The 14,794-nt window shown below is 45.7% G+C and carries 10 protein-coding genes; 5 read left to right on the top strand and 5 right to left on the bottom strand.

Annotated elements, in window-relative coordinates; translation table 11 throughout:
* Positions 1–35 precede the first annotated feature (35 nt).
* From LZG74_RS24395 to LZG74_RS24375, 5 genes are all read left to right on the top strand, one after another.
* A complete protein-coding gene (locus LZG74_RS24395) occupies positions 36–974 on the top strand; it encodes a DUF4249 domain-containing protein (protein ID WP_233799082.1) in 939 nt (312 codons plus the stop codon).
* Between the two features lie 82 nt (positions 975–1,056).
* Positions 1,057–2,175, top strand: a complete 1,119-nt coding sequence (locus LZG74_RS24390; RefSeq protein ID WP_233799081.1) for a P1 family peptidase — start codon at positions 1,057–1,059, stop codon at positions 2,173–2,175.
* 102 nt (positions 2,176–2,277) lie between these two features.
* A complete protein-coding gene (locus tag LZG74_RS24385; protein ID WP_233799080.1) occupies positions 2,278–2,667 on the top strand; it encodes a hypothetical protein in 390 nt (129 codons plus the stop codon).
* A gap of 178 nt (positions 2,668–2,845) precedes the next feature.
* Positions 2,846–5,821 (top strand): protein translocase subunit SecDF, encoded by a 2,976-nt coding sequence (gene secDF, locus LZG74_RS24380; RefSeq protein WP_233799079.1) that lies wholly within the window; start codon positions 2,846–2,848, stop codon positions 5,819–5,821.
* 126 nt (positions 5,822–5,947) lie between these two features.
* On the top strand, positions 5,948–7,408 hold the full coding sequence (locus LZG74_RS24375; RefSeq protein WP_233799078.1) for an amino acid permease: 1,461 nt from the start codon (positions 5,948–5,950) through the stop codon (positions 7,406–7,408).
* Positions 7,409–7,486: 78 nt separating this feature from the next.
* On the opposite strand, the gene lhgO is transcribed toward LZG74_RS24375, so the two are convergent.
* From lhgO to recQ, 5 genes are all read right to left on the bottom strand, one after another.
* Positions 7,487–8,686 carry an L-2-hydroxyglutarate oxidase gene (gene lhgO, locus LZG74_RS24370; RefSeq protein ID WP_233799077.1) on the bottom strand — a complete coding sequence of 400 codons (1,200 nt, stop codon included), beginning with the start codon at positions 8,684–8,686 and terminating at the stop codon, positions 7,487–7,489.
* Positions 8,687–8,720: 34 nt separating this feature from the next.
* Positions 8,721–9,914 carry an anhydro-N-acetylmuramic acid kinase gene (locus tag LZG74_RS24365; RefSeq protein ID WP_233799076.1) on the bottom strand — a complete coding sequence of 398 codons (1,194 nt, stop codon included), beginning with the start codon at positions 9,912–9,914 and terminating at the stop codon, positions 8,721–8,723.
* A gap of 73 nt (positions 9,915–9,987) precedes the next feature.
* Positions 9,988–11,082 carry a regulatory iron-sulfur-containing complex subunit RicT gene (locus LZG74_RS24360; protein WP_233799075.1) on the bottom strand — a complete coding sequence of 365 codons (1,095 nt, stop codon included), beginning with the start codon at positions 11,080–11,082 and terminating at the stop codon, positions 9,988–9,990.
* A gap of 116 nt (positions 11,083–11,198) precedes the next feature.
* Positions 11,199–12,488, bottom strand: a complete 1,290-nt coding sequence (gene purD / locus LZG74_RS24355; RefSeq protein ID WP_233799074.1) for a phosphoribosylamine--glycine ligase — start codon at positions 12,486–12,488, stop codon at positions 11,199–11,201.
* A 50-nt stretch (positions 12,489–12,538) separates the two neighbouring features.
* Positions 12,539–14,752 (bottom strand): DNA helicase RecQ, encoded by a 2,214-nt coding sequence (recQ, locus tag LZG74_RS24350; RefSeq protein ID WP_233799073.1) that lies wholly within the window; start codon positions 14,750–14,752, stop codon positions 12,539–12,541.
* Between the last annotated feature and the right edge of the window lie 42 nt (positions 14,753–14,794).

Here is a 14,794-nt window from a genome sequence, read left to right as displayed (position 1 = left end):
AGATCAAATCCATCACATTGATGAAAATCATAGCCATGAGACAATTCAATAAAATTTCAAATATCAGGCACTACGGGCTGCTGTCATTGTTTTTTGCCATGTTCTTGGTGCTCACGGGCTGCGAGGATGTAATAGACCTTGACACAAAGACGGGACCGGAACAGCTCGTTGTGGACGGCTGGATCACCAATGAGGCCGGCCCGCAGACAATCAAACTTTCCTGGTCGGCCAGCTATTTCAATAATGGTCCGGCAAAGCCTGTTTTAGGTGCGGCAGTGACGGTTACCGATGATAAGGGAAAGATCTATCAGTTTGAAGATGTGGCTGGAAATGGTCAGTATGTTTGGGGAAAGACCAATGCAGACACACTTGGGCATGTAGGAAGAACTTACAATTTGAAGATCGTCAATGAGGCTGCCACTTACACGGCATCCAGCGAACTGAAACGCGTTCCACAAGTCGATTCCATCGTTTATCGTAAAGAAAAATTACCATTCGAGCCTGATAAGGGGCCAAAAGAAGGATATGTTGCTCAGTTTTACGCGCGTGACTTCGTAGGCGAAGGAGACACTTACTGGATAAAGCCGCTCATCAATGGAAAGCCGAAAGTTGAGAAAGCAGTGACCATTTCCATTGCCTATGATGCTGCGTTCGGATCGGGTGCTCCTTCTGACGGGCTGATTTTCATCCTTCCCATCCGCGAATCCATTACAACAGACTCTCTTTACTCGGCCGGGGCATCCGTTGGTGTCGAATTGCACAGCATCACAAACGAAACCTTTGAATACCTAAAACAAATCCGCGAGCAGGCTGCAAACGGAGGACTTTTCGCTGTCCCGATCTCGAACATTAAATCCAATGTTGTGAATGCCGATCCAAAAGGGCCCAGGGCGCTTGGTTTGTTCGGCGCTTCCGCAGTAAGCCGGAAAGAAACAATTATTGATCCCGAAAAGGCGCGTCCTGACGAGGATTAATTTCTTTAAAACACTGCTGATCCACTGGTAAACACGTTTTGCCAGTGGATTTTTGTTATATTTCATTTTTATAAACAATAGTATGAAACGGAATATCCTGATCCTCCTCCTTCTTTTTTCAATGCCAATCCTTGCCCAGAAAAGAGCCAGGGAACTGGGCATCCGGATCGGCGTATTGCCAACCGGTGCGCTCAATGCAATTACAGATGTTGCGGGTGTAAAAGTGGGGCAGGTGACATTGCGGGAGGGCGCAGATGTGCGTACGGGTGTAACGGCGATCATCCCACATGATGGGAATATCTTTCAGGCAAAAGTGCCGGCAGCAATCTATATCGGCAACGGCTTCGGCAAGCTGACAGGTTATTCACAAGTAGAGGAACTGGGCACCATTGAAACGCCGATTTTGCTTACTAATACATTAAGTGTTCCCACAGTCTCCGACGCCATCATTGACTGGACGTTGGGACAGCCTGGAAATGAGAATGTTAGGTCCTTGAATCCGGTTGTAGGAGAAACCAATGATGGTTTTCTAAACGACATTCGGGGGCGTCACGTGCGCAAGGAGCATGTACTCAATGCATTGGCGCAAGCGCAGAATGGTCCGGTTGCCGAAGGAAATGTGGGGGCCGGGACAGGGACGGTTTGTTTTAATTTCAAAGGTGGAATCGGAACGGCATCCCGGAAGCTTCCTGCTAATCTTGGCGGTTACACGGTTGGTGTTTTGGTTCAAACGAATTTCGGCGGTGTCCTGAAAGTTAATGGTGTCCCGGTGGGAGAAGAGCTTGGAAAATTTGCCTTTAAAGAACAGCTCGATAAAACCTCCGACGGCTCTTGTATGATCGTGGTGGCCACAGACGCGCCGCTGGACGCTAGGAATTTGAAAAGGCTTGCCAAAAGAGCAATTATGGGCCTGGCACAAACGGGCGGGATCGCTTCTAATGGCAGCGGTGATTATGTGATCGCATTTTCAACCGCCAATCGCATGCTACATGAAATGCCCGAACGCACTTATGGCGCAACTTATCTTCATAATGATGCCATCAGCCCACTCTTCCTGGCTGTAATTGAATCTACTGAAGAAGCCATTATCAATTCGCTCGTAATGGCGCAGACCATGGAAGGAACCCAGGGACACAAAGTTGAAGAACTTCCCAAAGAGCAGCTTCTCGAAATCATGAAGAAATATGGCAGAGTGAAATAATGAGGCGCCGGTCGGTCGGGAGCGGGTTGTTTGGAAAAAATAGTTTGCGTTTGTAATTTTTTAGATTAAAATTTGCGGTTTAATAAGAGAACCGAATTCTAATTGAAAGCGCAAAGAGTTATTAATCAGACAATGAGCTTTATGCTGGCCATCATGCTGTTGATGGTTGCAGGAATGCGTTCATGGTCTGATCAATCGGATTCGGTTCAGAAGCACGTTGCGCACGCCAAAGAGATTGGTAAGGATCTTGCAAAACAATCTTCCCAATCGCCGGAGCAAAACCAGGCAAAAATTAGTGCATTATCCCTGGATGCGGTTATTACGCCTGCATTATCATTTGATTTTTCCCATTACTTCTACTTTTTACCGCAACCTATCTGGCATTTTGTAGCCAGCGAATCGGTTGTTCCCGTTGTTCTTAAGGAATCCGTATTTCTATTTTCCTATTTCCACCGGATCTTCGGTCGGTTTATAGTCACCAACGCTCCCTGACGCTGCATTCAGGGCAGACATTCGTGGCTAGCTTATCTGTTTTTTTACATTGATTTAAAACACTTTACGGGCTTAACGGTCGTTTAAATGTGTTTTATCAGCTCACTGAGATGAACATTACAGTTCTATCTTCTTCACATTTCAGGAATATCATTTCAATTTTTTCCAATACATAATAATGACTAATAAGAACGGAATTATCGGGCTCACCATCGTGATCGCCCTGATTAGCGTCTATTATCTCTCATTTACATTCGTGTCACGCAACATTAAGGCCAAATCTGTGGCTTACGCGACTGATGCGAAAGGTGAGGTGGACCTGTCAAAAAAACAACGCTACATTGATTCGCTATGGCGCGAGGATGTGTATATCGGACATACTTTGCAGGAAGTAATGGAGCGTGAACTGAACCTTGGGCTTGACCTTCAAGGTGGTATGCACGTGGTGATGGAAGTGGCTCCTGCCGACATTTTGAAAGGAATGGCTGGTGGAAACGCACGTGGCGCTGCATTTCAGACGGCTTTGAAAAAAGCAGCCGAAGACAAATCAGCCAGCAATAGCCAATTCATTAACCGTTTTGCAGCCGCGTACAAAGAAGCAGCGCCGAATTCAAGTCTGGCTGCCCTTTTCTCAACCAGCTCAAACAGAGGCAAGATCAGCAGTAGCTCATCGGATGGCGATGTGATCAAAATGCTGAATACTGAGGTCAATAATTCCATCGACCGTGCCTTCCAGATCACACAGGCCCGTATTGACAAGTTCGGGGTAACAAACCCGAACATTCAGCGTTTGCCAGGCCAGAACCGTATTTTGGTTGAACTTCCAGGCGTTGATAACCCTGAACGTGTGCGTCGCTTGCTTTCAGGCGCTGCCAAACTTGAATTCTCTGAGGTTTACCTGACCAACGAACTGGCTTCCGGCCTGGACGGTTTGGGAAAATATCTGGCTAAGCAGGAAGAAATTAAAAAAGCATCAGGCAAATCTGCCACTGCTGCATCTGCTGCAACAGACACCACGAAGAAAACAGACGGCGGTCTTGCTGCACAGTTGGCTCAGAAATCAGCTGATTCTACTGCAACCGATTCCTCTGCAATGGCTGCACAAAGTGCTGCATTGACTAACTTGTTCGTTCCAATGCCGCAAGGACTAGGTGTTTTCCTGAAAGACACAGCCCGTGCAAATGAGATTTTGAACCGTCCGGAAGTGAAATCATTGTTCCCGGCCGACCTCGTATTTATGTGGGATCGTAAAGGAACCGACGGCGTTAACAACCAGCTGATCCTGCCATTGTATTTTATCAAAAAAGCAAATGGCCAGGCTGCTATGGAAGGTGACGTGATCGTAGATGCAACGCACGACTACGATGAGCGTGGCCGCCCGGAAGTAACCATGCGTATGAATGGCGAAGGCGCACGTAAATGGAGAACATTAACCGCGCGCAGCGTAGGCCGCCCGGTTGCTATCATCATTGATAACCTGGTTTACACAGCTCCGACTGTTCAAGGCGAGATTCCTAATGGTAACTCAAGCATTACGGGAAGCTTTACAGTGGAAGAGACAAAAGATATGTCTAACGTCTTGAAAGCGGGTAAATTACCAGCTCCGACACACATTGTAGAAGAAGCCGTTGTGGGTTCTTCACTGGGTGCTGAGGCGATCAATGACGGACTTATTTCTTCTGCGGTTGGTTTGCTTATCGTTTTGGTGTTCATGGTGGCTTATTACAGCCGCGCCGGCTGGATCGCTGATATTGCATTGCTGATCAACTTGTTCTTCCTATTGGGCGTTATGGCTTCTCTGGGAGCAGTTCTTACACTTTCCGGTATTGCTGGTATCGTGCTCTCCATTGGTATGGCCGTGGATGCAAACGTGCTTATTTATGAAGGGATCAAGGTTGAGCTGGAAGCAGGAAAACCTTTCGCACAGGCCGTTCGGGATGGTTTTAAACATTCACTTACCGCCATCATTGACTCCAACGTAACAACCCTCCTTACCGGGATTATCCTTTATACATTTGGAACCGGGCTTGTTCTTGGTTTTGCGACCACATTGGTTCTCGGTTTGCTTACTTCACTGTTCTGCGCCATATTTATTACACGGTTGTTCCTGGAACAGCAGATCAAAAACGGCAAAACTTTCCATTTCTATTCCGGCTTGACAAAAAACTGGTTCAAAGACAACGATTTCGATTTTGTTTCCCAGCGTCGCCGCTTCTACATTATCTCAACCATTATCATGGCGATTGGTGTAGGGTCATTTATTTTCAAAGGATTTGGTTTGGGTATTGATTTCAAAGGCGGACGTTCTTATGTTGTTCGTTTCCAGGAATCTGTTGATGCGGACAAGCTGAGAAGCATTATGGATGAAGACCTGGGCTCAACTACGGAAGTGAAAACATTCGGTGGACAGGATCAGGTGAAAATCACAACAGCTTATCTGATCGAAGAAACGTCAACGGACGCAGATCAAAAGGCGGAGGCAAAAATTCTGGCCGGTGTTAAGAAAATCCCGAACAATCCAGCTAAGATCGTAAGCTCCAACAAAGTAGGGCCTACAATGGCCAATGATACGCTCTGGTCGGCTGTGTATGCAATATTGCTTGCACTTGCTGCCAACTTTGTATACATATTTATCCGTTTCAAAAGGGTTGCGTTTAGTTATGGCGCTGTTGTGTCTCTTGCGCATGACGTGATCATTATCCTGGCAATTTTCTCGCTGTTTAACGGCTGGTTACCATGGTCGCTTGACATTGACCAGGCGTTCATTGGTGCAATCCTGACCATGATTGGTTATTCTATGAATGACACGGTTGTAATTTATGACCGTATACGGGATTACCTGAAAGACGACAAAGCTCGTAACCAAAGCCTGCCTACGGTTATCAACAATGCATTGAACAGTACATTGAGCCGTACGGCCGTAACGGGTATTTCGGTAATCCTTGTGCTTATTGTGTTGATGATCTTCGGAGGAGCAGTAATTCGTGGATTTACATTCTGTATGCTTCTTGGTGTAATCGTCGGAACATATTCTTCTCTGTTCGTAGCGGCGCCTATCGTAGTTGACTTGCTGCAACGCGAAAAAAGAAAAGAACCAGCGTTAACGGTTGCAGAGCCGGTTGCGCCTGCGGGAGGCAAAAAGATTAAAGCATAAGGATTTTTTAGAATAAAAAGGGGTTAAGTTCATTACTTTCCCCTTTTTATTTTGTCTATATACTCATATGGAAAATTTTCTTTTTAGTTTTAACAGATGTTAATATAACTACAACAAACGCATTATATGGCAAATCAGCTCTGGGCAAAAAAGCCTATTGAAAAATTGTTACAAGAATCAACCGGAGAAGCGAACCAGTTAAAGCGATCACTTAGTTCAACCAGTTTGGTAGCCCTTGGCATTGGTGCCATTATCGGTGCCGGGCTCTTTTCATTAACAGGAATTGCCGCTGCCGAACATTCAGGACCGGCAGTTACCATTTCTTTCATACTTGCAGCCGTGGGTTGCGGATTTGCCGGACTTTGCTACGCAGAGTTTGCATCGATGATACCCATTGCCGGAAGTGCTTATACCTATTCCTATGCTACTATGGGCGAATTTGTTGCCTGGATCATCGGCTGGGACCTTGTTTTAGAATACGCATTGGGAGCGGCCACCGTTTCGGTCAGCTGGTCACGTTACCTGCTCGAATTTCTAAGCAAATTTGACATTCACCTTCCTACACAGCTCGTTTGCTCTCCTTTTGAAGTCGTTAAATTGAGCGACGGCACCATCATAGACAACGGAATCGTAAATTTGCCGGCCATATTCATTGTCTGCATGCTTTCGTTGCTTTTGATCAGAGGAACAGAAGGTTCTGCGTTTTTGAACAATATGCTTGTTGTATTAAAAGTGGCAGTTGTGCTTATTTTCATCGCATTGGGATGGAGCCACATTGACCCACAAAATTATGTGCCTTACATTCCTGAGAACACAGGAAACTATGAAAACTTCGGCTGGACAGGGATTGCCACCGGTGCTGCGGTCGTTTTCTTCGCATTTATTGGTTTTGACGCCGTTTCAACAGCAGCGCAGGAAGCAAAGAATCCGCAAAAAGGAATGCCGATCGGGATTCTTGGATCGCTTGTTGTTTGTACGATCCTTTATGTGCTTTTTGCGCACGTTATGACGGGTTTGGTAAAGTATACGGAGTTCGCAAATGATGCAAAACCAGCCGCCACAGCCTTTGCCAAAACAGGTTACGATTCGCTACAAACGGCTTTGATCATTGCTATTCTGGCTGGTTACACATCTGTAATGCTGGTTATGTTATTGGGGCAAAGCCGCGTGTTCTATTCAATGAGTAAAGACGGACTTTTGCCAAGATTTTTCAGTGACGTACATTCAAAATTCGCTACGCCCTGGAAAACAAACCTTTTCTTTATGGGCTTTGTAAGCATTTTCGCAGGTCTGGTGCCGGTTAGTGACCTGGGCCACATGGTGAGTATCGGAACATTGTTTGCATTCTGCCTCGTATGTGTGGGTGTGTGGATGCTGCGTGTGAAGAGACCTGATCTGAAACGTTCATTCAAGACTCCATTGGTTCCTTTTGTGCCGATTATGGGTATTGTCGTATGCCTTTACCTAATGTATTCGCTTCCGGTTGAAAGCTGGTATCGTCTTGCGGTCTGGCTGGCACTGGGTCTTGCGGTATATTTCGGTTATGGAAAGAAAAACAGTAAAATAGGTAGAGAAGGTAACATTTAAGTGTAATCTGATTTTTTTATATAAAAAAGACCCTGCTTTCACGTTGGAAGCAGGGTCTTTTTGTACCGTTTAAAGACGTTAAATTCTTGCCAGTACGCGTTCAGAAACTGTTTGCCCGATGGATAGGGAGGATGTTGCAGCCGGAGAAGGTGCATTGCAGACATTAATCGCGTTCTTGTTTTCAATGATGGAGAAATCATCCAGCAGCCCGCCGTCATAGTCACAAGCCTGCGCGCGAACCCCTGCACCGCCAGGAATAAGGTCATTGCTCTGGATCTCCGGAATAAGCCCTTGCAATGCTTTGGTAAATGCAGCTTTGGAAAAAGAACGGTAATACTCACCCATGCCTGTTTTCCAATATTTCATCGCCACTTTCCTGAAACCCGGCCAGGCCAGAGATTCCATTAATTCCGGAACATTGACATCGAGCTTATTATAACCTTCACGACGAAACGCGAAAACCGCATTAGGCCCCGCTTCAACGCCACCTTCGATCATGCGCGTGAAATGGACGCCCAGAAATGGGAAGTTAGGATCTGGGACAGGATAGATCAGGTTTTTGACCAAATGCTGCTTCTCTGGTTTTATTTTATAATATTCACCCCGGAAAGGGATGATCCGCACCTTAATGTCCTCAGGTTGTGTTAATTGAGCAACTTTATCAGAATAAAGCCCGGCGCAGTTGACGATCAGTTTTGTTTGAAAAACTTTGCCCGTTGCAGAAACGACCTCAGAATGGGTGTTCCGGTCTTTAATATCAATTGCTTTTTCCCCAAAACGGATCTCACCGCCTATTTTTTGGAAACATTCTGCATACTTTTCCGAAACTGCTTTGTAATCGATAATGCCCGTATATGGAACCCAAATGCCTTCTAATCCAACCACATGCGGCTCGATTTCCCGGATTTCTCCTTGCGAGATCATCCTGTTTTCAGTCAAGCCATTCTGATTTCCCCTTTCAAACAAATTCCTTAGCAACGGCCTTTGGTCTTCGCTCGTTGCAACCACAATTTTGCCGCATAAGTCATAATGTACGCCTTCCCGGTCGCAAAAATCAATCAGCATTTGATAACCCCGGATGCAGTTGGTGGCTTTGAGGCTGCCTGGTTTGTAATATAACCCGGAGTGGATTACGCCGCTGTTGTGCCCGGTTTGGTGCTTGGCAACTTCGTTTTCTTTTTCGAGAAGAAGAATTTTAAGCGACGGCCGCTGCTCTTTCAGTCGTAATGCTGTGGCGAGCCCTACAATGCCTCCGCCTATGATGGTAATGTCGTACATGGGTTGTTTAATTACTAAAATAAAAAGCGGCTGATCAGCCTGGAAACGAAATTTTCCCCATGGACACGCCAGGCACCCCTTCTTTTTCCCCAAAATGCATTTGTTGGCCGGCTACCGCTTCATTTGCCAAAACAGCGAACAAAACCGCCTCCTTAGCATCGCCAGAAATGCCCAGCTTATCAATTTTCAACACAGGACGGTTCAATGCGTGTGAAATCCCCGACATTAAAACCGGGTTATGCGCGCCGCCGCCACTTGCGTAAATGGTGTAAGTCTCATCCTCCTCCATTACGCTTCGGATTGCGTCAGAAATAGTTTCTGCGCTAAGCTGCGTCAATGTTGCGATAATGTCCTGTCGGGACACAGAGATCAGTTTGGATTGCTGAATGGCGGATTCTACGTAATCGAAATTGAAAACTTCGGGGCCGGTTGTTTTGGGGAAAGGCGCTTTGAAAAATGGATAGGACTTTAATGCTGCCAGCAATGTTTCATTTACTTTGCCGCTCGCTGCAATGGTGCCGTTTTCATCGTATGGTTTGTGGTAAAATCGCTTGGTATAGGCGTCCAGAAGTGTGTTTCCGGGACCCGTATCGGTCGTGAATATTTTGGTTGTGTCTAATGAACCCGGCAGGAATGTAAAGTTGGCAATGCCGCCCATATTGAGCAGAATGCGGTTTTCACCTTCTTTGGAAAAAAGAAAATGATCCCCATATACAGCCAGAGGCGCTCCTTCGCCGCCTGCGGCAATGTGTTTTTGGCGAAAATCACTTAATGTAATCACGCCCGTCTTCGCTGCAATGTGGTCACCGTCGCCGATCTGCAATGTGGCATTCGGGAAACCGGGAAGCTTATGCTGTTTTTTGGGAGCGTGAAAAACCGTCTGGCCGTGACTGGCGATCAGGTCAATGTGCTCAATGTCAAGGTCCCAGCTATTAAGGCAATCCAGGATCATCTTGGCGTGCATCGTGCCTATGAACGGGTTCAGGAGACAAAGCTGCTGAAAATCGATCTGTCTTTTTGCGAAAATTTGCAGGATTTCATTGCGAAATTCCTCGGTGTAAGGTACGGTTGTGAAAAATTCCAGTTCCAGTTCCGTTTCTGTTCCGCTTCCTTCAATGTTACAAACAGCCACATCCAGCCCATCCAGTGAAGTTCCGGACATTAACCCAATGATCCTGCGGGACTTTTTGCCCGAGATCTCGTAGAGTTTCTCAATATGTGCTCGCATAGGCCGTTTTGTAAAAAAAGGAAGTCAAACTCTTACAAGTCCTGACTTCCTTTCAGTTATTAATCTGCCGGATTTAATCGGTTTTCTGTGGAGAAGAAGCCTGCGGTTTGTTGGCATTGTTCTTATTCTTGCCCGACCGACTTTTTTTCTTTTTCTTCTTCTTTTGCTCCTCGCTGTACTTTTTATCCAGGTTTTCAAGATCACTGTTAATCTTTCCAGGCGCCCGGTCCACCGCAGTTCTTTCAACCTGTGGCGTCAGGATTTCCAGTGATTCCGGAATGATATCCTTTTTGTTCAGCTCCATGATTTCCAGCACTTTACTGATCGCCACCGGATACCAGTTTGTGTCTTTATCGAAGCCAAACCACATGATCTTCTTGAAAATATCGGTCTTTTGCAAGACAGCAACTCCTTTTTTGGTCTTTAAAGGCACATCCACTGTCGGAATGTCCCGCAAAGCATCAATGTAGGTTTCCAGCTCGTAATTCAGGCAGCATTTCAAGCGGCCGCATTGTCCTGATAATTTTGCAGGATTCAATGACAGATTTTGATAACGCGCTGCGGCTGTTGATATATTTTTAAAATCCGTAAGCCAGGTCGAGCAGCACAATTCGCGCCCGCAAGAGCCCAAACCGCCCAAACGGCTCGCTTCCTGGCGCAGACTGATCTGCCGCATTTCAATTCTTACCTTGAATTCCGAAGCCAAAGATTTGATCAGCTCACGGAAATCGACACGTTCTTCGGAAGAATAATAGAATGTAGTCTTGGTGTTATCCGATTGAAATTCTACATCCGAGAGCTTCATATTAAGCTTCATCTCGCGGATGATTTCGCGCGTCCGATACAGCGTAGGCATTTCACGAGCCATGGCCTGTGTATGCTTATCGAGGTCTTTTTCAGTGGCAACGCGGTAAATAACGTGCATATCATCATTGATGACCACGTTTTTGCGCTTCATTTGAAGCCTCACCAGCTCGCCCTGCAAAGAAACCGTCCCGATATGCTGTCCGGAAGCCATTTCACAGACCACATAGTCGCCCGTGATGAATTCCAGCTGATTTATATTTCTGAAATACTCTTTTCTTCCTCCTTTGAATTTAACTTCTACAACATCAAAACGCTGGCTGACAGGCACATCCATGTGACGAAGCCAGTCAAAAACGTTCATTTTATTGCAACCACCTGTTCCACAGGTTCCATTACTTCCACATCCTGAGACTGCCGATCCATTAGAACCGCATCCGCCGGATGAACATGATCCACATCCCATAGTTACTCATATCATCAATCGTTATAACGTATTAAATCCACACCGATGTCATGACGGAAATATTTGCCCTCAAACTGCACAGCCTGGGCCGCACGCTGCGATTTGTGAACCGCATTTTCGAGAGAATTGGCAAGGCCCGTAAGCGCCATCACCCTTCCTCCATTTGTCACAACTTCGGTGTTTCCATTGAAAGTAGTGCCCGCGTGGTATAAAATCACATCTTCTACTTTTTGGCTGCCGGAAATCACCTTTCCTTTTTCATAATCTCCTGGATAACCTCCTGACACAACCACGGTCGTCACGGCCACCTGCGGGGAGATTTGTAATTCAAAATCGTTCAAAGTCCCTTTCGCCGTTGAGGCCATGAGCATAGCAAAATCCGACTGGATCCGTGGGATCACAACCTCCGTTTCCGGATCACCCATTCTCACATTGTATTCGATCACAAAAGGCTCCCCTTTTATGTTCATTAAGCCGATAAAAATGAAGCCAACGTATTTAATGCCTTCACTTTTCAAACCATGCAATGTAGGTTTAACGACTTTTTCATCTACTTTTTTCAAAAAATTCGCATCTGCAAAAGCAACTGGCGATACAGCGCCCATTCCGCCTGTATTAAGACCTGTATCGTTTTCGCCGATGCGTTTGTAATCCTTCGCTTCCGGCAATATTTTATAATGCTCTCCATCTGAAAGGACAAATACGGATAATTCTATCCCTTTCAAAAATTGTTCTATCACAACCTTGTTACCCGCATCGCCGAATTTACGGTCCAGAAGCATTTCCCTGAATGCCGTTTCCGCTTCTGAATGCTTTTCTGCGATGATAACGCCTTTGCCGGCAGCAAGTCCGTCGGCTTTCAAAACAATCGGAAGTGGATGGGCTTCGAGATATTCCAGGCCTTGTTCCAATGTATCAACGGTGAATGTTGCGGAAGAAGCCGTTGGAATGCCGTATTTCTGCATGAATTGTTTGGAGAAATCCTTGCTTCCCTCCAACTGCGCACCCGCTTTATTCGGGCCTATAATTTTTATTTTTGAAAGATCTGCCCTGGATTCAAAATAATCGACAATGCCGTTGACCAATGGTTCTTCCGGACCTACGATCACCAGTTCAACATTGTTTTCCAACACCGCATTGGCGATGGCATCAAAATCATTATAAGATATAGAGAGGTTGGTTGCAACACCCGCAGTTCCCGCGTTGCCGGGTGCTACATATAAACTGTCACAAAGAGGGCTTTGGGCTATTTTCCAGGCAAAGGCATGTTCTCTTCCGCCTGATCCCAATATTAGTATATTCATAAATGGTTAATTGTTTCACTAAAACACTGACAACAAGTTCTTCCAGCCCGTTAATTCGCCAGTTCTGACAAAAACTTGATTCGCATAAGCCGTAATTCCTCTTCGCTGATCTCGTCATTGGCAAATTCGCCCAATGCCGCGGCTATATTGTCCGTTTCAGCAGTCATGAAATAGTCATATATATCCTGCTGTCTTTCCCGGTCAATCACCTGATTGATATAGTAATCAAGATTCAGCTTTGTTCCGGAGTAGCAGATATGTTCAACTTCTTCGATAACATCTGCGAGGGCCAGGTCTTTAACTTCTGCGATTTCATCCAGGCTTACCTTGCGGTCGACTTGCTGGATGATGAATATTTTGATTTTAGATTTATTGACAGTCGACTTAATAACGACATCTTTCGCAGTCTCAATCTCATTTTCTTCAACATACCGGGTGATCAGGTCCAGGAACTGACGGCCGAATTTTTGCACCTTACCCATCCCGACGCCATTGATCTGCGCCATTTCCTGCTGGGTAGTCGGATAAGTCGTTGCCATTTCTTCCAGCGACGGATCCTGGAAAATAACGTAAGGAGGCAGATTTTTCTCCTTAGCAACCTTTTTCCGGAGCGCTTTCAGCATTCCCAGAAGTGCTTCATCATAGGCATGCGCACTTCCGCCTCCGGCAGCCGCATCCTTGTCATCATCCTCCGGTTTTATTTCCTCTTCATCGAAATTATGGTCTTTATGAAGCGTAACCGGATAGGGATCGTTCAGGTAATTTGCACCTTTTTCACCCAGTTTGATCACCCCGTAATTTTCAACGTCTTTTTCGAGATAATTAAAAATTACAAGCTGACGAATGGTCGAGATCCAGTATTCTCTCGATTCGCTGATTTCTAACCCTTTGCCATACACATCAAGCTGATCGTGCTCGTAGCTTTTAACATATTGGTTTTCAGTAGCCGTCAGGACGTCCGCAATGTGCTCGCAGTCGAACCGCTGCTCAGTCAGCTGAACGGCTCTCAGAACGAGAATTACACCGTCCTGAACCTTTGTCTTCTCCGTTGACTTGATGCAGTTATCACAGAATCCGCAATCTTTTTCAAGATATTCACCAAAATAGCTCAGAAGCTGCCTTCTGCGGCAAACGCCCAAGGTGGAATATGCCACCATTTCGTTCAGCAAATGGCGTGCATTATCCCTTTCTGTGACGGTTTTATCCTTATTGAATTTTTCAAGCTTTTGAATGTCTTCATAGCTGTAAAACATCAGGCAATTTCCTTCCAGGCCATCGCGTCCTGCGCGGCCGGTTTCCTGGTAATAACCTTCCAGTGACTTGGGAACGTCATAATGTATCACAAAACGAACATCCGGCTTGTCAATTCCCATTCCGAATGCGATGGTTGCCACGATCACGTCCGCCTCTTCATTCAGAAACGCATCCTGGTTGGCCATGCGCGTGTTGCTGTCCAATCCGGCATGATACGGTAATGCACGAACGTCGTTAACGCGAAGCAGTTCAGCCACTTCCTCCACCGTCTTTCTGCTCAGGCAATACACGATTCCTGATTTGCCTTTATTGTTGCGGACGTAGCGGATCAGCTGTTTTTTAACATCCTTTTTCGGACGGATTTCGTAGTAAAGATTTTTCCGGTTAAATGAAGATTTGAATGTTTCCGCCTCCTCCATTTGGAGATTTTTACGAATGTCCTGCTGCACTTTTGGAGTTGCAGTGGCCGTAAGCGCAATAATGGGAAGGTTGCCAATGTTTTCAATAATCCCGTAAATGCGGCGGTATTCAGGCCGGAAATCGTGTCCCCATTCCGAAATACAATGTGCCTCATCGATGGCAACAAATGATATCTTTACTTTTTTAAGGAAATCCAGGTTATCTTCTTTCGTAAGTGACTCAGGAGCAATGTATAGCAGTTTAAGGCTTCCATCCAATGCATCACTTTTTACCCGCGTAATTTCAGATTTGGTAAGCGTAGAGTTGAGAAACTGTGCATTAACGCCAAAAGCAGTCAACTGGTCGACCTGGTTCTTCATTAGTGCAATAAGCGGCGATATAACGATGGTAAGACCATCGCTGACAAGAGCAGGCAATTGATAGCAAAGCGATTTTCCAGCTCCGGTTGGCATGATTACAAAAGTATTCTTACCAAGCAGGATGTTTTGAATGATAACTTCTTGCTCACCCCGGAATTGACTGTACCCAAAAATTTCTTTTAGTCTTTCTTTTAACGTGTCTAAAACGACGGCATCAACATTATTTACCATACTCTGTTAACAAAATGGTTATCCCAAACTTCTATATCTTTG

Origin of the sequence: Dyadobacter sp. CY327 (assembly GCF_021390415.1) — a bacterium.
In the GTDB taxonomy this organism is placed as follows: Bacteria; Bacteroidota; Bacteroidia; order Cytophagales; family Spirosomataceae; genus Dyadobacter; species Dyadobacter chenhuakuii.
The sequence above is the reverse complement of the archived record's forward strand: the minus strand, read 5'-3'. Positions and strand labels throughout refer to the sequence as shown.